The organism is Clostridium tertium (assembly GCF_017873245.1).
GTDB lineage: Bacteria > Bacillota > Clostridia > Clostridiales > Clostridiaceae > Clostridium > Clostridium tertium.
This window is the reverse complement of the sequence record NZ_JAGGJY010000002.1, coordinates 100,925-119,820: the sequence shown is the minus strand read 5'-3', so window position 1 is coordinate 119,820 and position 18,896 is coordinate 100,925. Positions and strand designations below refer to the sequence as shown.

Here is an 18,896-nt window from a genome sequence, read left to right as displayed (position 1 = left end):
TATGATAAGTGGTAAAAAGGTATATTTGATTTTATTAATATTTATTATATTTATGATTTCAGGCTGGGCTTTAACTAAAGAAAATAATAATAAAGTAGCTATAAGGGGATTAGTAACAGAAAAAAGTCAAGAGGATAAAATCGGTTATATCTTAGTAGAAGGAGATATTGAAGAAGATACAGAGTTTGATAAAGCAAGTGTTTCAATAAACAAAAAGACGAAGATAATAAATGAAAAGAGTAATAAAAAATTAAAATTATTAGATATTAAAGTAGGGGATATGGTAGAGGTAATAATAACTGGTCCAGTAAGAGAAATTTATCCAGTTCAAGTTGATGGTAAGATTATAAGAATAAAGTAAAATATAAATATAATCATAAAATTTAATTATAAGCATGTATGAGTTTTTATTTATTATAATATGATAGTTAATATATTATTTAAGTAAAATATAATTTTTAAATATATAATTATAATTAAATATTATTTCAAGATAAGTAAGTAATATTACAAAAATGTAGGGAGAAAGACAGTGAGAAATAAAATTAAAATATATCAAGTAGATGCATTTACTAGTGAATCATTTAAAGGAAATCCAGCAGCAGTTTGTATTTTAGAAGATGACATAAGTGATGAATTAATGAAAAATATTGCCCAGGAAATGAATTTATCAGAAACAGCATTTGTTAAGCATTTAAAAAATTCTAATATAGGTAAGGGTAATTTATTTTCTTTAAGATGGTTTACTCCAGAAGTTGAAGTTGATTTATGTGGTCATGCAACTATAGCAACATCTAAAGTTTTATTTGATGAGTTTAATATAAAAGAGCAATATATTAAATATGAAACTAAAAGTGGACTACTTACAGCTAAAAAGAAAGATGAAAAGATAAGTTTAGATTTTCCAATAGATAAGGCTTTAGATTTTAATTTAACACAAGATATATTAGATGCTATGGGAATAAGAAGTTACTCAAAAGCTATAATAGGTAAAAAAACAAGAAAGCTTGTTATAGAAGTAAAAGACAAAGAGAATATAATAAATTTAAAACCAAATTTTGAAATATTAAAATCACTAAAGTTTAAAAGTGATGTAAAAGGAATAGGTGTTACTTGTAGAGGAAATGAAAAATATGATTTTATTTCAAGATATTTTAATCCATGGGCTGGTATAAATGAAGATCTGGTTACAGGCTCAGTTCATACTTTACTAGCAAATTATTGGAGTAATAAATTAAATAAAATGGATATGAATGCTTATCAAGCTTCAAATAGGAGTGGAGAAATTTCATTAAAATTATTAGAAAATGATAGAGTAAGATTAAGCGGAGAAGCTGTTATAGTACTAAGAGGAGAGTTATATTTATAATTTCAGGATATCTAATGTGATATCCTTTTATTTTTATAGAATTAATTAGAATGAATATGCTAAAGGTAATTTAATTATATAGTGGAGATTATTTTTAGTAATAGCGAGAGGAAAAAGAAGACGTATTAAAAGCAAAACTAAATTTTAAATATGTTTTTTATATGTCAATTTAAATATATATGAATATACTATTGTATCTAATAGAATATCGATGATATACAAGAAAATAATTCTTTAATTAGCAGGAGGATATAATTAATGAGAACTTTTTATGATGAATCTGAATTAGATACAGTTGATGACGGAGAATTTATAAAAATGCATTTAGAGTTGGAAGAGGATCTAAAAAAAGAAATGGGAATATTTAAAAAAGATGATAAAATTGAAGAGGAAGAAGAAGATTGTTTTGAAGAAATTTCAAATCAAAACTACACACCACTTGAATCAAATTGCAAATCTGAAATTCATATTAATCCAGAAAATAAAATAATATATGTATGTCCAAAAACAGCTCAATATTTTTTAGCATCTTCATCAAAATGTTGTGGTCCAATTAATGTAAAATATATCGGTCATGGATTTAATCAAAAGTTTAAGAAGGTTAATGGAGACCTAGGAACTTATTTTATCTTAAATTCAGGAATATTATTTATTCCGAATGAACGCTTAAGGCCAGGGGAAATTGATGTATTGCCTTTTGAAGCATTTGATGGATGTAATAAATTTAAATTTGATGTGGTTTTTACATTTGATCCATGTAAGTGCTGCAAAAAATAAATTGCAGCTATAAAAGATAGGGGCTAAACAGACATCTTAATGGGCGTTTAAGATGTCTGTTTTATATAGAAATTATGCTTAAATCAATAAATAAAACTTTCTTAATAGTTTACTATATGAATGTTTTAAATTTCAAACATATTATAATGTGTTTAATTTAAGGTTCAAATGTATGTTATTAAATTAAATCTATATTAGGAGGATATGAGTGTGGAAAGATTAGATTATAATGATCTTAATAAATATAGAGAAGAAATAAATGGATATTTATTTGAAAATATAAATAAAGAAACATATGAGATTAAAGAAAAAAGTGAAAAAATAATACCAGATATAAAACAAACTCCACTACAAGCAAATTGTAGATTAGAAATGCATATCGAATCTGAAAACAAAGTAATATATGTACGTCAATGTAGAGCTCAATATTTTCTGCTATCATCATTAAAATGCTATGATAATGTTAACGTAAAATATATGGGACCTAATTATAATGAAAGGTTCAATGAAATATGTGGAGCTATCGGAAATTATTATATATTAAATGCAGGAATACTATTAGTTCCCAAAAAAAGAATAAGACCTGGTGCAATTGATATATTACCTCTAGTTGCATATGATGGTGATAATTATTATAGGTTTGAAGCTATATTTAATTATGTACCATACCAATGTTGGAATAGATAAAAATATGATAGATTTATAAGTGAAATGAGCTGTTTTTAATTTAGCAGCTCATTTTAATTTATAATTAATTATTTCTTAATTAAAAAGTAATTATGAAAAGTGAGAGCTCTAATGTAAAATTAACTATATAAAGGAAATTATTTGAAAGGGGTTTTAAGATGAGAATCATAAGGGTAAATAAAAATATAGTTTTTATATTAGGTTTAATATTTTTATTATTAGTTGGAATTGTAGTATTTAATAATTTATATAAGAAAGATAATTATGAAAATGAAGGTATAAATATGACAGAAGAAGAAAAGGCAGTTGTAAATAAAGTTATAGAATTGGCAGAAGAAAAAATAGGATTAGAATATGTATGGGGTGGAAAAGGTGAGATTATGAGTAAGGAGAGATTAGATGAACTTATAGGTTATTATGGAGAAGACTATTATCCATTAAAGAGAGAAACATACATAGGAAATCAGGCTTTTGATTGTTCAGGATTAACTTACTTTGCATATAGAGAAGTTACGGGTGTTGAGATTGGTTATTCAACTTTTGATCAAGAAGATATATTACAAGGGTATGAAGTTGATAAAGAAGATATACAGCCAGGAGATCTAGTTTTTACACCAGGACATGTAGTTTTATATAAGGGAAAAGGTGAAATGATAAATGCATATAATAAATTACCATATCCAATTGGTGGAGTAAAAAAAGGCAAGATTTATTTAAATGATGAAAGTGTAATATATAGACCAATAGATTATATAAATTCTTTAAAATAATAAAAGCTTAGGGAACTTTTTAGTCACTATACAACTCTTAGGTATATAGGTTAATATTTAAGGAGACAAGGTTTGGGGGGAAGAAGCTTGGAACTAGAGGTTAAGAAGGCTATAAATGGTGATAAAGAAGCTCTTTTAAAACTGATCATGAGTGAAAAAGATAACTACTATAAATTAGCTTATGTATATATGAAAAATGAGCATGATGCCTTAGATATATTACAAGAAATGATAGTAGTTTTATATAAAGAAATTCCAAAGCTTAAAAAGCTTGATTCGTTTTACAGTTGGAGCAAGACAATACTTGTTAATCTATGTAAAAAGGAATTATCTAAGAGAAAGAAATATGAAGAAGTTAATTTAGAGAATATGACAGCTGAAAATGCTTTTAATAAATCGGAAAATAAAATTTATTTAAAATCTCTTATAGAAAATTTAAATGATAATCAAAAAGAAGTTATTAGGCTTAGATATTATTTAGATTATACTTATGAAGAAATTTCTGAAATTATGGAAATACCATTAGGAACTGTAAAATCTAGAATAAATAAAGGTATTAACAAAATAAGAAAAATTATAGGTGGTGATATAAATGATGGATTTAGATAAAGAGTTAAATAACCTAAAAGAAAAGGATTTAAAAGCTCCACCACAATTTGAAAATTTAATGAAAGAAGCATTAAATGATGCAAAAAGAGAAAATAAGAAGAAACTAAATTTAAATAATAAATATTTAAAAATAGCTTTAATATTTATTGCATTTATATTTATTTTTAATTTAAGTACAGTTTCTGCAATGATAAAAAAGTTAATTGGATATGATGATTATTTTTCTTATAATAGCTACGTAAAAAAGCTTAATAATAAAGGAGAACTTCAAGAGGTTAATGAATCAGTAGAATTTAGTAATGGTAAAAAAGTAACAATAGAAGCAATTGTTTATGATAATAAGTATCTTTCTGTTTTTATGAGAGGAAGTATTGCTTATGCAGATAGATTTTTACCAACAGATGAGCCACCTGAAGAATATGATTCTATTAAATCTAAATCTTATATAAGAATTTTAGATGGAAATTTTGCATCAGGCTCAAGTGCATTTAGTGAAAAAGATAAAAATGGAGATACATTAAGTGTATGGACATTTAAAATAGGAGAAAGCAAAAATGAGTTTACTTTGGAAATTACAGAAGAAGGAGAAGCTAAGGAGATAACTATAGATATAGACTCATCTAAGATCGTTGATATTAAAAATATAAAACCAGATAATAATGAAATTGAAATAGATGGAGTAAGGTTTGTAGTAAATAATTTGAGGATAAGCCCTTTAGCTATAAATTTAGATTATTCAGTAGTTTCAGATGATGAAGAAAAAATTAAGGCTATTCAAAAAAATGATGGGAACTTCTTTAATGAAGGCATAAATTTCAGTCCTAATATAGAAGGAAGAAATATTGAAAGAATGGGGGTAGTTGCATATGATGAAAAGGAAATATTAAGTAATGGAATTAGAATAGTTGAAAACTTTGTTTTAAAGGATTTAGCTATAGATAAATTTAATAAGGCTAAGATAGTTGTTGAAAGAGCTAATTTTAGTGAAGATTTAAATATTGATATTAAGAGTAATATTAAAGATACTTGGATAAATGATAATTTATTTATAGAAGAGTTAAAATATGATGAAAGTAGGGAAGTAGTAGATATAGCTTATTGGAGCAAGTATAAGAAAATATGGTTTGAAAAATATTTACCTTACGAAATAATTCCTTATAATGGAATTATTTCTCTTGAACCATCTTCTAATAAAAGTAATATAAAAGATTATTTAGGAGAAGATTATAGAAAATTTGTATTTATGAGAAGACAGTTATACATTGGAGACGGAGATAATTTATTTGATAGTAAGAAGCTATTTGTTTCCAATAATAAAGCATTAAATATTAAGAAAAAAGATAGAAGCATAAAAATTAAAATTAATTATTGATTAATTAAAAAGTTATAAGAATATTGACAATATTAAAAATAAGATTTATAATCCATATTAATAATAAGCATAACGAAGATTTATAAGTAATTATATTTCGGAGTATAAGATTATGAAAAGCTGTGATAAGAACAAGTAGTAATTAGTAAGGCTTACAGAAAGTAACCGGTTGATGAGAGGTACAAGATAAGCTAATTATGAATACATCTTTGAGCTTCACACCAAATGGAGTTGTTTTAAATACAATGATATGAAAAATGAGATTTATCTTAAATTTTAATTTTACATTATTAATTTTTCATTGTACTACAGCACCTAGTAGGCTGTGACGTATTCCTTGCACACGTTATAGTGCTAGAGTATTACCTAGATATTTTATGGAGTACTTGAAAAGGTAGACAATGTGAGTTGTCTATGAACTTAAGGTGGTAGCACGAAGATTTATCTCTCGTCCTTTTGATATAAAGGACGGGAGTTTTTTATTTTTATATGTAAGTTTGCGTTGACTTGGAGCGAAGCGCGGAATAAGTAAACTTATATATGTCCACTATTAGTTCAAATAGTTTTATTAAATAGCCTTTCGTAAAGTTATTCTTATAGAACTTGCTTGTATTTTAAATAATATAAGAGGAGTGTTAAAAAAATGAAACAAACAATTGATGAGCAAATTAAAATTATTAAAAAAGGAGCAGATACAATAGTTAATGAAGAAGAGCTTAGAAAAAAATTAGAAAGAGCTGAAAAAAATAATAAATCATTAATTATTAAATTAGGTCTGGATCCAAGTGCACCAGATATACATCTTGGTCATGCTGTAGTTTTGCGTAAAATTAAGCAAATGCAAGACTTAGGTCATAAGGCAGTAATTGTTATTGGAGATTTTACAGGAAAAATTGGAGATCCAACAGGAAAGGCAAAGGGAAGAAAAGCATTAACTGATGAAGAAGTATTAAGAAATGCAGAAACTTATAAAACTCAAATTTTCAAAGTTTTAGATGAAAGTAAGACAGAAGTTCGTTTTAATAGCGAATGGCTTTCAAAATTAAATTTTAATGATGTTTTAAAATTAGCAGCAACTACTACTGTAGCCCGTATGTTAGAAAGAGATGATTTTCAAAATAGATATAAAAATAATGTACCAATAGGAGTTCATGAGTTCTTTTATCCTTTAATGCAAGCTTACGATTCAATAGCTCTTAAGGCTGATATAGAACTTGGTGGTACTGATCAAACATTTAATATTTTAATGGGAAGAACACTTCAAAAGACAATGGGAGAAGAAGGGCAAGTTGCAATGTTTATGCCGATTTTAGAAGGCTTAGATGGAATTGAAAAAATGAGTAAAAGTTTAGGAAATTACATTGGTGTAAATGAACCTGCAAATATTATGTTTAAAAAAGTGATGGAGGTTCCAGATAGCTTAATTATAAAATACTTTGAATTAGCTACTGATGAACATCCAGATAAAATAGATGAAATAAAAAATAGATTAGATAGAGGTGAAAATCCTAGGGATATTAAATTAGAACTTGCACAGATAATAACGAACTTATACCATTGTGAAAATGAAGTGAAATCAGCAATGGAGTTCTATAATTCAGCTTTTACTAAAAAGGAAATTCCAGATGATATACCTAATTTAACCGTAGAAAGTAATAAGCTTAGGGATATTGTTTCAAATTTAGTAAGCGAGAAATATGTGTCAAGTAAAAAAGAATTTACTAGGCTTGTTGAACAAGGTGGAGTTCAAATTAATGGAGAAAAAATAAATAGTTTAGATATAAATTTATTAACACAAGATGTAATAAAAATAGGAAAAAAGAAGTTTGTAAAACTTAAAATAAATGCTTAAAACTAATAAAAATAACCCTGCAATATAAAGCAGGGTTATTTTAGTAGGTTTAAATTTTTTACTATATCTTTCTTTAACTATTAATTATATAATTAATAGTAGCAAAATAGTAATTATTATATGCTTATTTAATCAAAATATTAAATGAAAGCATATATTATTTATTATGAGATAACTTTGATCTTTTAGTAAATTTTTTGCCGTTTGAATGAGCACCTTTCTTTTTACCATTTTCAATTCCAATTTCTGCACCAGATTCTGAATACATTTTTCTAAGTTCAGCATTTGATTTAGGACGATCTTTTCTTCTGTTTTTGTTATTATCCATTTCAATTACCTCCTAAAGTATAAGTGTCTATGTTAGTTTCCCACAAGATAATTAAAAAATATTATTAAAATATGACTTGAAATAGTATTTATTATTACTATAGGGAGAAGTTGTATGTTTAAATTTGAAATTTAAACATATATAAATAGATAATTATATGAATAAATTTAAATAATTAGTAAAATGAGGTTAAGATTAAATGGTTTGCAAGGGGTACCTATATGGATGAGAGATAAATTTATAAAGGGTGTAACGAAACGTGATACCAATTGAATGATAAAATTATTAACTTTTATTATTTGATATGGATAATGTCAGCTTAGGAAGGCTTATAAGTTATGACTATGACATAGATGAATATGCTGTTGTATCATCAGCAATTTTAGATAAAGATTACATAGAAAAAGAATCAAAATATAGATTGATAAAATAAATTCAATTATATAAACAATCAATATTTTTATTAAGATACCTCTTTTAATTATATTTAAGAAATAAATATCATCATATTTTTAAATTTAAATAGAAGTTATCAGAAAAAGTTAATGGTATGTATTTTGAAAATAAATATGATAATATATTATAGATACTTTGATTAAATACTTTAATACCTAAAAGTAATAACATATTAAATAAGTTTTTAAGCAGAAGTTCAAATTAAAAGTATAAATTATTTGATTTTTTATATAGGTTACTAAGAGACTAACTTTATTTATATAATCTCAATTACTTGTGGATTTTATTAAAACGCTCTCTTTATGTTAACTTATATTATGGTCATTTAAATTGGAGGTATCTTATGAAGTTTGATATTTATAAAATTGCTGATAATTATAAGTTAACAGAAACAGAAAGACAAATACTTGAATATATATTAAAAAATATTGATAATGTCTTAGATAAGGGAGTAAGGGAAGTTGCACAAGCTAATTATACTTCTGCAACAACAATAATTAAATTATCAAAAAAGTTAGGATACACTGGATATGTTGATATGCTATATAGATTGAATTTTATAATAAAGAATAATGAAAAAAATCAGGAGCGTACATCCGATATAACTAGTTTTATTGATGAAATAGATAAAAGTACAATAGATTCCTTTATTGATAATCTTATAAAGCATAGACAAGATATAATTTATATTACAGGTACAGGATTTTCATCACCAATTGTAGATTTTTTTTGTAGGAAGATGCTTGTATTAGGTTTTAAATGTATTAAAACAAATTCTTATGGAGTATATGATAATAACCAGATAGGAGGAGCTTTAGTAATAGGTATATCCAAAAGTGGAGAAACAGAAAGTGTAACAAAAGTTATAGATTATGCAGCAAAAAATAAATTAGATATAATAACCTTTACTGGCAGACCTAATAGTCATATGGCAAAACAATCTACGATACATTTTTCTATATTAGATGATAAAGAGTTAGATGATAGAAATATTACATCAAATTACTTCTATGCAAGAGTAATGATTGTAATGGAATACTTATTAGATAAGGCAATGAATAGTTTATAAAGGTTTAAAGAAACTATTATAGGAGAAATTCTATGATAGTTTTTTTGTTTTATTGTAAAGGTAAACATGTTTACTTTTTGAGTAACATGTTCCTGAAAAGGTTAAACCTATTAACAATGTTTGTTTAAAATGTTATTCTATCTTCAAGGTAATTACCAAGCAGAAATTTTAAAAAAGATAGGGGATATTAGAATGAAGGATAAGATTTTAGATAGTATGCAGAAATTTGCTAAAGCTATGATTGGACCAGTCTTATTTTTACCAATAGTAGGTATGTCAATTGCACTAACAGCTATACTTACCAATACAACTTTTGTTAGTGAAGGCGGAGTTATATGGACAATAGGAAAATTTTTTAATGGGATGTTATCACCTATTATGGGAAACTTAAGTATCCTATTTTGTGTTGGAATTGCCATAGGTATGGCTAAAAAGAAAAAAGCAGAAGCAGCTTTTGTAGCAATTATGTCCTATATATTATTTTTAGGAGCAAATAGTAAATGGTTAGAATTATCAGGTAAATTAATAGCTGGTAATACTGCAAGTGAATTATATGGAACTGGACAAACTATTCAATTAGGATTTCATGTAACAGATATGGGAGTTTTCCTAGGAATGATATTAGGAATAGCAGTAGCTGTAATTCATAATAAGTATGTTAGTAAGGAATTCAAAGGTGCTATGGCATCTTATGGTAATAGTAAATTTGTATTTATAATTATGATTCCAATAGTTGCAGTATTAAGTATATTAGCAACATATATTTGGCCAAGCATAGCTAATGGAATAACTGCTCTTACAGGCTTTATGAGTACAGCAGGTGCCTTAGGAGTATTTGTTTACGGGTTCTTAAATAGATTCTTAGTACCTACAGGATTACATCATTTGATTTGGTCTCCATTCCTATATTCAGCAGTAGGAGATCAAATGATAATTAATGGAGAAAACGTTATAGGTGCTAAGCCTGTATTCCTAGCATTACTTAATGATCCTACAATAACAATGATGCCAGATTCAGCAAGGTTTTTAAATTATGGTTTAGTTAAAACATTTGGAGTTATTGGTGTGGCTTTGGCATTTTATTTCACAGCTAAGAAAGTAAAGCGTAGTAATTTAAAATCACAATTAATTCCATCAACATTAACTGCAGTAATAGCTGGTATTACAGAGCCATTAGAATTTACATTTATTTTTGCAGCTCCATTATTATGGTTTGTATATTCTGTTATAGATGGATTTTTCCAAATGATAGTTTATGTACTTAATGTAAGAGTTTGCGCAACAAATGGTATTTTAGATTTTCTTGTAATAAATTTACCAGCAGGTATTGGAAAAACTCATTGGCCAGTATATATTTTAGTAGGTTTAGTTGAAATAGCAGTAATTTTTATAGTATTCAAATTTATGATTGAAAAAATGAACTTAAAAACACCAGGTAGAGAAGATGATGATAGCGATATTGCAATTGATTTAAAGGAAAATGCAGCAAAAGTTAAAAAAGAAATGAAGTCATCAAACAAAGAAATTGATAATGCTGAAAATGATAGAGAAAAAGCTTTAACTATTATTAAAGCATTAGGTGGAAAAGAAAATATAATAACTGTAGAAAATTGTTTTTCAAGACTTAGAGTAGATGTTATTGACGATACTGTAATAGATGAGCAAACATTAAAAACTACAGGTGCATCAGGTGTAGTAAAAAAAGGAAAGAATATACAAGTTGTATATGGACTTTCAATAAGTAAAATAAGAACAATAGTAGACGACGCATTAGAAATAGTAGAATAAGGAGGAATATTTAGAAATGAAAAAATTTAAATTAGTTATAGTTGGTGGGGGAAGTACTTATACTCCTGGTATTGTGAAAAGCTTATTAGCTAAAAAGGAAGAATTTAAAATAGATGAATTAAGATTATATGATATAAATGAAGAACGTCAAAATAAAGTAGGCGTAATAGTAAAAAAAGTTGTTGAAATGTTTGATCCAGAAGTGAAATTAATATTCACAACTAATCCAGAAGAAGCTTTTAAGGATGCAGACTTTGTTTTTGCACAAATGCGTGTTGGTTTATACAAGATGAGAGAAATGGATGAGAAGATTCCACTAAAATACAATGTAGTTGGACAAGAAACTTGTGGACCAGGAGGATTAGCATATGGTTTAAGAACTATATATCCTATGGTTGAAATGATTGATTTCTGTGAAAAATATGCAAGTAAGAATTATTGGATAGTAAACTATTCAAATCCAGCAGCTATTGTAGCAAAAGCTATGTACAAGCTAAGACCAAATGCAAGGATCTTAAATATATGTGATATGCCAGTTGCAATTATGAGAAATATGGCAAACATTTTAGATTGTGATAGACATGATATAGAAGCAGATTACTTTGGACTAAATCATTTTGGTTGGTTTACAAACATAAGAGTAAATGGCGAAGATAGAACAGAAGAACTTAAAAACTATGTTCTAGAGCATGGATATTTACCTCCAGATTCAAGAAGTGAAGTAAGACATAATGATGCATCATGGCTTCATACATTTACTAATGCAAAGCATATGATGCAAATGTTCCCTAAATATCTTCCTAACACATATATGCAATACTATTTGCTAGGAGATGAGGTTGTTGGACATTCTGACAAAAATCATACTAGAGCAAATGAAGTAATGGAAGGAAGAGAAAAGAAGATATTTGATTCAGTAGATCAATATACTGCTACAGGGGAAATTGATCTTTCACAATTCTTTACTGGAGTACATGGAGAATTTATAGTAGAAGTGGCTATGAGTTTAGCATTTGACCTAAGAAAAAGACATTTAGTTATGGTTGAAAATAATGGTGCTATTAAGAACTTACCAGATGACTCTATGGTTGAAATTCCAGCTTATATAACTAAAGATGGCCCAGAAGCAGTTCGTGTTGGTGAAATTCCTACATTCTATAAAGGATTAATAGAACAACAAGAAGCTAGTGAAAAGTTAGTTGTAGAAGCTGCAATTGAAGGATCATATGAAAAGGCTCTTATGGCATTTACTATGAATAAAACAATTCCATCTGCATTTGTAGCTAAGCAAATATTAGATGAAATGATTGAAGCTAATAAAGAATACTGGCCAGAATTAAAGTAAGAGAAAAAGATACTCTTCATAAATTTATGAAGAGTATCTTTTTATGATTTTTAAATAAAAATCAATTAAGTATATATTAAATTAATTTTAATATTAAATAGTGCAACTGTTAGTTGACAAAATTGTTATCTTTAGGTGATAGATTATTAAGAGATTTAGCATTAAAATTAATATGAGGTGAGAGGAATGGGGTTTAATGAAAAACTACAAGGATTAAGAAAAGAAAAAGGTCTATCACAAGAAGGATTAGCTGAATTAGTAGGAGTATCGAGACAATCAGTCGCTAAATGGGAATCTAAAAAATCATATCCAGAGGTTGATAAATTAGTTCAGCTAGGTAATGTATTTGGAGTAAGTATTGATAAGTTATTAAAGAATATTGAAGAGGAATGTTGTAATAAAGAAATAAAGAAAAGTATTAATGGTATAGATGAAAAAATAATAGATTTTTTATGTAGAGCAAAGAAATTAACTTATGCAGGTGGTGGCAATGAAAGTCAATCATCTAGACCAAATTCCCATGATCTTAAATATATTGAAGAAAATTTTAAATATATTGATACTTATTTAGGAAGTGAAAAGTTTATAGGTGAAGAAGCAATTTGGATTAATGATAGTCCATTTTGGGCTATGAACTATTAAGGAAGAATTACTGAGGAAGGATTTTCAGGTAGCTTTTTAAAGGAAGTATTATCAAAAGTTACAAAAGAATATCCTTATAGGGGACCTATGCTATATCAAAATCAAAATCACAAATATCATTGTATAGTTGAAGGGGATTTTGAATGGTTTAAAGGTTATGAAGAAATATATTTTAAAGATGTTAAAGTATATGAATGTATATTTCATGGAGGAATTATATTATAAGTTAAAAATAGCTGGATTATCTTAAAAAGTAATTTTACATAATTTCTTATGAGTACCTATATGCTGAGAGATAAATTTATAAAGGGGGTCGCGAAACGCGACTCCCTTTATTTTTTAAATTTAAGTTCATTTTTACATAAATAACAGCCTATAAATGCAGTGATTGGAACTGCTAGTACTATTCCTATACTTCCAGATAAGCCTTGAATTATTTCTATGCCTAAAAGGTCTAAATTTATTAATTTATTAAAAGGCATATTTGCTGAAAAGACTAATATCAAAATACTTAAAGAGCCACCAGCAAATGCTAAAATCAATGTATTAGTCATTGTTCCAATAGTGTCTTTACCTATGTTCATAGCACTTTTAAATAATTCATTAAAGCTTATTTTATCGTTTACTTTATGGATTTCAAATATTGATGAAGCAATTGACATTGCAATATCCATTACAGCTCCAAGAGTTGCAACTAATATTCCAGTAAACATTATTCCCTTAATTTTCAATCCAGTATCCTCAGCAATATATGCTAAACTTTCTGCTTCACTCATATTTAATCCTGAAAGATTGGTTAATGATCCGAAAATATAAGCTATTAATCCTGCTATGATAACCCCTGAAACTGTACCTAAAATAGCAGTTAAGGTCTTTTTGTTAAATCCAGAAACTAGTACAAGAGTAATAGTTATACTTAATATGCTCATTAGAATTCCTGACAGTATGGGATTTACACCTCTAAGCATTAAAGGAACCATTAGATATACACAACATATTAAAGTGAAAATTAGAGCTACTAAAGATTTAACACCTTTAAATCCACCTATTACAACAACTGACAAAATAAATACTGCTATTAATAAATAAATCATATTACTTCGATCATAACTATATAAATTCATTTGAGTAGAACCATCTTTTTCAATAACTCCTACTATTACTTTAGTGCCTTCTTTAACTTTTAAATTATATAATCTACTGATTGGATTTTCTATTTCAAATGTATTTCCAGAATAAGGCTTTGATGAAATTTTAACTACTATCTTTTGAAATCCTACTTCAACATCTTCTATATAAGGATCTTTTATCAAATCTTCACTTAAAACTTCTGTAACAACAGCATTATAGTATTTCATATGGCCATTATATTTATCAGGTAAAAATCCACTGCTAAATATAGATTTTGAAATAATAATTAAGATGATGCTAAAAAATATAACCCCTATCAATAAAATAAGATTTTCATTTGACTTGATTTTTACAAAATTTTCTCTTTTGTTAATTTTTTTGTTTTTCCCACCCTTTTTACCCATATTATCCTCCAAAGTAATATATTTACTATAATAATTATATTACAGTAAAATTGAAAGGTAAATTAGAGTATTAAATATTATTTAAAGTAATTTAACTATATGTTTTAATTAACAGTTAAAACTATAATTATATTAAATAGTAATATAATTATTTAAGTAAAATACAAGATTAAAAGTAGATAGAATAGTTAATTCTTATATTAGTTGTTAGATATTACCGTTATTCAAATCTTATTAATTACTTATGGTTAGATATATATATATTAGATATTTATTGTAAATTATATAGAAATTTCGTCAAATATTACTTTAAGTTGGATAATATTGTATTATAATGTAATAAGATCGAAATTTATAAGCTATAAGGAGAATGGTATGATAAATATATTAATAGTAGATGATGAGAAAGAAATTGTAGACTTAATTGATCTTTACTTAAGGAATAAGGGATATTGTATTTTTAAAGCTTATGATTCAGATAAAGCATTAGAAATCTTAAATTTAGAAAAAATTAATTTAGCAATTATGGATTTAATGATGCCAGGAACAGATGGATATGATTTAATAAAGAAAATTAGAAGCACTAGTAATATACCAATAATAATTATTTCGGCAAAATGTGAAAACCATGATAAGGTTATAGGGTTGGATATTGGAGCTGATGATTATATAACAAAACCTTTTGATCCATTAGAATTAATAGCTAGGGTTAATGCTCAATTAAGAAGATGTTATTTATTAAATTTAGAGGATAATAATGAGAATATTATTAAAAGTAGAGATTTAATATTAGATAAAGATAAAATTATTGTAACTAAGGGAGGAGAGGAAGTATTCTTAACCTTAAAAGAATTTAAATTATTAGAATTATTTATGGAAAATAAAAATAAAGTTTTAACAAAGCAAAGGATATTTGAAAATATTTGGAAAGAGGAATATCTATATGATGATAATGTAATAATGGTACATATAAGTAATTTAAGAGATAAAATTGAAGACAATAACAAAGAAAATAAATATATAAAAACAATAAGAGGAATAGGGTATAGATTTGAAGAAAAATAATCTTTTTAGGAATAAGAGTTTAAGTAGAATATTTATTGTTAACTATATATATACAATAATAATATTTATTATAGCTTTAATATTATTTATTTTTATTTTAATTTGGGGAATTATATCTAATATGCATTTGACAAAAGAAGAAGAAAGGCTTATGGAAGAAGAATTTTTTGTTCAAAACTATGAAGATATTAATATTAATGGAATATTAGAAGTTGGTGGATGGATAGAAACCATAGAAAATAATAAAGTTATTAGTGTAATTGGAGAAAAGAAAGATAATATAAATGACTATAATTTATTAAATGTTATAAATTTCTATGAAGATCAATTAAAAAAAGAAGAAAAGTTTTTTGATTCAAAAGTATATAAGCAAGATGATAAATTATATATAGTGAAAATTCCTAATAGTGAATTTTTTTTAACAAAACAATTAAAAATAAAGAGTTTAGGCAAGAGAGTTAGAGAAACTATAAAATATTCATTAGTTATAGCAGTTGTGTTTATGGTATTAGCCTTATGGGGGGTTTATTATAAGTATATAAAGAAAATTAGAGAGCCTTTAAATCAAATAAATTTAGGTATAGAAAAGATGAGTAAAGGAAACTTATCAGTAAGATTAGACTTTGAAGGATATAAGGAAATAGATAGTATAAGAGATAGCTTTAATTATATGGTAAAAGAAATTAAATTAGTTAATGAAAATAAGGATAAGCTTGAAAAAAGTAAAAGAGATATGATAAGAGATATAGCACATGATATAAAAACCCCAATAACTTCTATTATGGGATATTCACGGGCTTTAAACGATGGAACTGTACAAGATTCAGAGGAGAAAAGAATTTATTTAGATTATATCTATAATAAAACATGTAGATTAAACTACTTAGTAAATGAACTTTTTATATTTACTAAATTAGATAGTATAGATTATAAATTAAATATTAAACAAAATGATATTTGTGAATTTTTAAGGGAAGTAGTAGCCCTTTATTATGGAGAAATTGAGGAAGCTGAATTTAACTTAGAAATAGATATTCCGGAAGATCCAATTTATTATAAATTTGATGCTAAAGAATTAGAAAGAGCTATATGTAATTTAATTATTAATTCTTTAAAATACAATGAAAGAAATACGACTATTTTTATTGGACTAAATAATAATGAAGAAGATATAGAAATAATAATTGGAGACAATGGAATAGGAATTAAAAAAGAAATACTAGATAAAGTTTTTGAGGAATTTGTGAGAGGAGATATTTCTAGAGAGTCTAGTGGTGGAAGTGGACTTGGATTAGCTATTACTAAAAAGATTATAGAATTACATAAAGGAAAAATTATTTTGATTTCTGATGAAGGGGGCGGAAGTAAATTTAAGATAATTTTAAAAAAATGAAAATAGGTGTATCAGAACTATAATTTACTATTTTATTTTTAGATTTTCTAAACTAAAAGAACCAAATGAGATGTAATGATTCTTATTTTGTGTTCTTTTTTATAATTATAAAGTATTTAATTTTCAAATAGAATAAGATATTATTTTTGTCCATTAGATATTTAGAGGTAGATTCTATTTTTGCTTAAACTAAACTTAAGATAAACTTAAGGTAACTAATATTGTATTTATTTGAGGTAAATAGTACTATAAAAATGAATATTTTGGAGGGGGAAATAGCAATGGAAAATAATGTAGAAAGAAAAAGAGTAGGTGCTGGGATTATTACAATGTCTGTGCTTTATTTAATTGGACAAGTATTTGTTATATTTGGATCTATAATTAATATCTTTTTTAAAGATGAAACAAATAAGATTTTAGCTGATGCAGGAATGGGGACTCAAGTAAATATAGCTCAAATTTCAATAACATTAGCTATAGCATTAATAATAACTATAGCTGTAATATTAATTTTATGTAAAAAACCTATTGGAGCATTTGTATTTATAGGTATAGAGGTATTATCATTCATTTATTCAGCAATAATTTCTGGAGTTAATTTATATACACCATTAAATCTAATTTTTCCAGGATTAATGATTTTCTTTATTTATAAAAAGAAAGATATATATTTTGTTAAGGAATAATGTGCAAGGGGAGTAAATCTATTTATTAGATTTACTCTATTCATTTAAGAACATTATATAAGAGGTGATGTTATGAAGAAGAAACAAATTATAATAGGAATTAGTATATTTATAATAGCTTTAATTGTAACAGTAAGTGGAGCACTATATGTTAAGAATAAATCAACACTGGATAGTAACAAGGAAAATAAAGTTGATTATTTTGAAATAGAAGACACTAGCGGATTAAAATTTAAGGGAAGCAGTATTATAAGTAATGAGCAAAAGATAATTTTAGATAACTCCAATGGAGAGTTAAATGAAGTATTTGTAGAAGATGGACAAATTGTAGAAAAAGATAAAGTGCTTTTTAATTATTATAATGAAGTTATTCAAGAGCAAATAGATGAGCTAAATAGACAAATTAGTTCATTGAGTTCAAAAATTGATAGAGAAAAAGAAAGAATAAGTAAGTTAGAATCACTAAAAAAAGAAGAGCAAGCATCTTCAGAAATAATAAATCAAGGAGAACAAAACTTAAATCAAGGTGTAAACATACAAGGAGAGCAAGTTGAAAATGCTAGTATGTTAGAAGAGTTAAATGCAAATTTAAATGATGTTATTTCTAAAAGGGATTCTCTTAAAGGAAAAGTAGTGAAAAGTGTAAAAGCGGAAATAGGTGGAAAAGTTTATATAAATAATGAAGATCCTACAAAAGAGTATATGAGAATAATTTCTCAGGATTCTTTAATTGAATCAGAAGCGTCAGAATTTGATATAGAGGAACTTAAAATAGATGATAAAGTAGAAATAAAAATTATAAGTAATAATAAAAAAGTTACAGGTAAGATAACAAAGATTGAAGAAATTCCATCAATGTCAGCAGATCAAAAATCTGTGGTATATAAGTTTTATATTAAGCCGGATGAAAGTATAAAAATAGGATTTAGCGTAGAGTTAACAGTAAATCCAGCAGAGATAACAATCCCAAAAAGTTGTGTTATAGAAGAAGCGGGAAAACTATACGTTAAATTGATTGAAGGTGAAAATAATAAAAAAGTAGAAATATCAGCAACTTTAAAGAATGATAACTACATAATTCAAAATGACACTTTAAAAGTAGGAGATAAGATACTATTAAATCCTTCCGAAGATAGTAAGGAGGAAGTATAAT

The 18,896-nt window shown here is 25.9% G+C and carries 18 protein-coding genes and 1 pseudogene; 17 read left to right on the top strand and 2 right to left on the bottom strand.

Annotation, left to right across the window (positions count from 1 at the left end; all coding sequences use genetic code 11):
- Position 1 precedes the first annotated feature (1 nt).
- The 8 genes from J2Z25_RS03575 (at position 2) to tyrS (ending at position 7,436) form a co-directional block, all read left to right on the top strand.
- Positions 2-361, top strand: a complete 360-nt coding sequence (locus tag J2Z25_RS03575; RefSeq protein WP_209738415.1) for a DUF3221 domain-containing protein — start codon at positions 2-4, stop codon at positions 359-361.
- A 171-nt stretch (positions 362-532) separates the two neighbouring features.
- A complete protein-coding gene (locus tag J2Z25_RS03570) occupies positions 533-1,369 on the top strand; it encodes a PhzF family phenazine biosynthesis protein (RefSeq protein WP_209738413.1) in 837 nt (278 codons plus the stop codon).
- A gap of 258 nt (positions 1,370-1,627) precedes the next feature.
- Positions 1,628-2,146 (top strand): hypothetical protein, encoded by a 519-nt coding sequence (locus tag J2Z25_RS03565; protein WP_097034162.1) that lies wholly within the window; start codon positions 1,628-1,630, stop codon positions 2,144-2,146.
- A gap of 210 nt (positions 2,147-2,356) precedes the next feature.
- Positions 2,357-2,833 carry a hypothetical protein gene (locus tag J2Z25_RS03560; RefSeq protein ID WP_209738412.1) on the top strand — a complete coding sequence of 159 codons (477 nt, stop codon included), beginning with the start codon at positions 2,357-2,359 and terminating at the stop codon, positions 2,831-2,833.
- A 158-nt stretch (positions 2,834-2,991) separates the two neighbouring features.
- Positions 2,992-3,603 carry a C40 family peptidase gene (locus J2Z25_RS03555; protein WP_209738410.1) on the top strand — a complete coding sequence of 204 codons (612 nt, stop codon included), beginning with the start codon at positions 2,992-2,994 and terminating at the stop codon, positions 3,601-3,603.
- Between the two features lie 87 nt (positions 3,604-3,690).
- On the top strand, positions 3,691-4,212 hold the full coding sequence (locus tag J2Z25_RS03550; RefSeq protein ID WP_209738408.1) for an RNA polymerase sigma factor: 522 nt from the start codon (positions 3,691-3,693) through the stop codon (positions 4,210-4,212).
- Positions 4,196-5,584 carry a DUF4179 domain-containing protein gene (locus J2Z25_RS03545; RefSeq protein WP_209738406.1) on the top strand — a complete coding sequence of 463 codons (1,389 nt, stop codon included), beginning with the start codon at positions 4,196-4,198 and terminating at the stop codon, positions 5,582-5,584. The genes J2Z25_RS03550 and J2Z25_RS03545 overlap by 17 nt, the downstream gene beginning before the upstream one ends.
- Before the next feature lie 643 nt (positions 5,585-6,227).
- Positions 6,228-7,436 (top strand): tyrosine--tRNA ligase, encoded by a 1,209-nt coding sequence (gene tyrS / locus J2Z25_RS03540; RefSeq protein ID WP_209738404.1) that lies wholly within the window; start codon positions 6,228-6,230, stop codon positions 7,434-7,436.
- Between the two features lie 157 nt (positions 7,437-7,593).
- Here tyrS and J2Z25_RS03535 read toward each other — a convergent pair whose 3' ends face one another.
- Positions 7,594-7,764 carry a hypothetical protein gene (locus J2Z25_RS03535; RefSeq protein WP_008679883.1) on the bottom strand — a complete coding sequence of 57 codons (171 nt, stop codon included), beginning with the start codon at positions 7,762-7,764 and terminating at the stop codon, positions 7,594-7,596.
- A gap of 304 nt (positions 7,765-8,068) precedes the next feature.
- Between J2Z25_RS03535 and J2Z25_RS18740 the strand changes: the two genes are divergently transcribed.
- From J2Z25_RS18740 to J2Z25_RS03515, 5 genes and pseudogenes are all read left to right on the top strand, one after another.
- A complete protein-coding gene (locus J2Z25_RS18740; protein ID WP_280915557.1) occupies positions 8,069-8,197 on the top strand; it encodes a hypothetical protein in 129 nt (42 codons plus the stop codon).
- Between the two features lie 366 nt (positions 8,198-8,563).
- Positions 8,564-9,289 (top strand): MurR/RpiR family transcriptional regulator, encoded by a 726-nt coding sequence (locus tag J2Z25_RS03530; RefSeq protein ID WP_142690442.1) that lies wholly within the window; start codon positions 8,564-8,566, stop codon positions 9,287-9,289.
- 192 nt (positions 9,290-9,481) lie between these two features.
- Positions 9,482-11,077 carry a PTS transporter subunit EIIC gene (locus tag J2Z25_RS03525; protein WP_209738402.1) on the top strand — a complete coding sequence of 532 codons (1,596 nt, stop codon included), beginning with the start codon at positions 9,482-9,484 and terminating at the stop codon, positions 11,075-11,077.
- Positions 11,078-11,093: 16 nt separating this feature from the next.
- Positions 11,094-12,422: a 6-phospho-alpha-glucosidase gene (locus tag J2Z25_RS03520; protein ID WP_008679880.1), complete on the top strand. Its 1,329-nt coding sequence runs from the start codon at positions 11,094-11,096 to the stop codon at positions 12,420-12,422.
- A 186-nt stretch (positions 12,423-12,608) separates the two neighbouring features.
- A pseudogene (locus J2Z25_RS03515) lies at positions 12,609-13,289 on the top strand (DUF5680 domain-containing protein).
- Positions 13,290-13,396: 107 nt separating this feature from the next.
- Here J2Z25_RS03515 and J2Z25_RS03510 read toward each other — a convergent pair.
- Complete coding sequence (locus J2Z25_RS03510; RefSeq protein ID WP_209738400.1) at positions 13,397-14,599, bottom strand: YibE/F family protein; 1,203 nt, start codon at positions 14,597-14,599, stop codon at positions 13,397-13,399.
- A gap of 375 nt (positions 14,600-14,974) precedes the next feature.
- Here J2Z25_RS03510 and J2Z25_RS03505 point away from each other — a divergent pair, with 375 nt between their 5' ends.
- The 4 genes from J2Z25_RS03505 to J2Z25_RS03490 all read left to right on the top strand — a co-directional run bounded on the left by J2Z25_RS03505 (position 14,975) and on the right by J2Z25_RS03490 (position 18,895).
- Positions 14,975-15,664 (top strand): response regulator transcription factor, encoded by a 690-nt coding sequence (locus tag J2Z25_RS03505; protein WP_209738398.1) that lies wholly within the window; start codon positions 14,975-14,977, stop codon positions 15,662-15,664.
- Positions 15,665-15,785: 121 nt separating this feature from the next.
- Positions 15,786-17,057, top strand: a complete 1,272-nt coding sequence (locus J2Z25_RS03500; RefSeq protein ID WP_209738396.1) for a sensor histidine kinase — start codon at positions 15,786-15,788, stop codon at positions 17,055-17,057.
- A gap of 281 nt (positions 17,058-17,338) precedes the next feature.
- Positions 17,339-17,743, top strand: coding sequence for a hypothetical protein (locus J2Z25_RS03495; protein ID WP_008679871.1), 405 nt, complete (start codon positions 17,339-17,341; stop codon positions 17,741-17,743).
- A gap of 72 nt (positions 17,744-17,815) precedes the next feature.
- Positions 17,816-18,895 carry an efflux RND transporter periplasmic adaptor subunit gene (locus tag J2Z25_RS03490; protein ID WP_209738394.1) on the top strand — a complete coding sequence of 360 codons (1,080 nt, stop codon included), beginning with the start codon at positions 17,816-17,818 and terminating at the stop codon, positions 18,893-18,895.
- Position 18,896: the final 1 nt, after the last annotated feature.

What these genes read in the sequence shown, in the direction of transcription:
- J2Z25_RS03505 (WP_209738398.1), top strand. Translation starts at nt 14,975, where the DNA reads ATGATAAATATATTAATAGTAGATGATGAGAAAGAAATTGTAGACTTA.
- J2Z25_RS03535 (WP_008679883.1), bottom strand. Translation starts at nt 7,764, where the DNA reads ATGGATAATAACAAAAACAGAAGAAAAGATCGTCCTAAATCAAATGCT.
- J2Z25_RS03500 (WP_209738396.1), top strand. Translation starts at nt 15,786, where the DNA reads ATGCATTTGACAAAAGAAGAAGAAAGGCTTATGGAAGAAGAATTTTTT.
- J2Z25_RS03545 (WP_209738406.1), top strand. Translation starts at nt 4,196, where the DNA reads ATGATGGATTTAGATAAAGAGTTAAATAACCTAAAAGAAAAGGATTTA.
- J2Z25_RS03575 (WP_209738415.1), top strand. Translation starts at nt 2, where the DNA reads ATGATAAGTGGTAAAAAGGTATATTTGATTTTATTAATATTTATTATA.
- J2Z25_RS03520 (WP_008679880.1), top strand. Translation starts at nt 11,094, where the DNA reads ATGAAAAAATTTAAATTAGTTATAGTTGGTGGGGGAAGTACTTATACT.
- J2Z25_RS03565 (WP_097034162.1), top strand. Translation starts at nt 1,628, where the DNA reads ATGAGAACTTTTTATGATGAATCTGAATTAGATACAGTTGATGACGGA.
- J2Z25_RS03530 (WP_142690442.1), top strand. Translation starts at nt 8,564, where the DNA reads ATGAAGTTTGATATTTATAAAATTGCTGATAATTATAAGTTAACAGAA.
- J2Z25_RS03490 (WP_209738394.1), top strand. Translation starts at nt 17,816, where the DNA reads ATGAAGAAGAAACAAATTATAATAGGAATTAGTATATTTATAATAGCT.
- J2Z25_RS18740 (WP_280915557.1), top strand. Translation starts at nt 8,069, where the DNA reads ATGGATAATGTCAGCTTAGGAAGGCTTATAAGTTATGACTATGACATA.
- J2Z25_RS03555 (WP_209738410.1), top strand. Translation starts at nt 2,992, where the DNA reads ATGAGAATCATAAGGGTAAATAAAAATATAGTTTTTATATTAGGTTTA.
- tyrS (WP_209738404.1), top strand. Translation starts at nt 6,228, where the DNA reads ATGAAACAAACAATTGATGAGCAAATTAAAATTATTAAAAAAGGAGCA.
- J2Z25_RS03510 (WP_209738400.1), bottom strand. Translation starts at nt 14,599, where the DNA reads ATGGGTAAAAAGGGTGGGAAAAACAAAAAAATTAACAAAAGAGAAAAT.
- J2Z25_RS03495 (WP_008679871.1), top strand. Translation starts at nt 17,339, where the DNA reads ATGGAAAATAATGTAGAAAGAAAAAGAGTAGGTGCTGGGATTATTACA.
- J2Z25_RS03525 (WP_209738402.1), top strand. Translation starts at nt 9,482, where the DNA reads ATGAAGGATAAGATTTTAGATAGTATGCAGAAATTTGCTAAAGCTATG.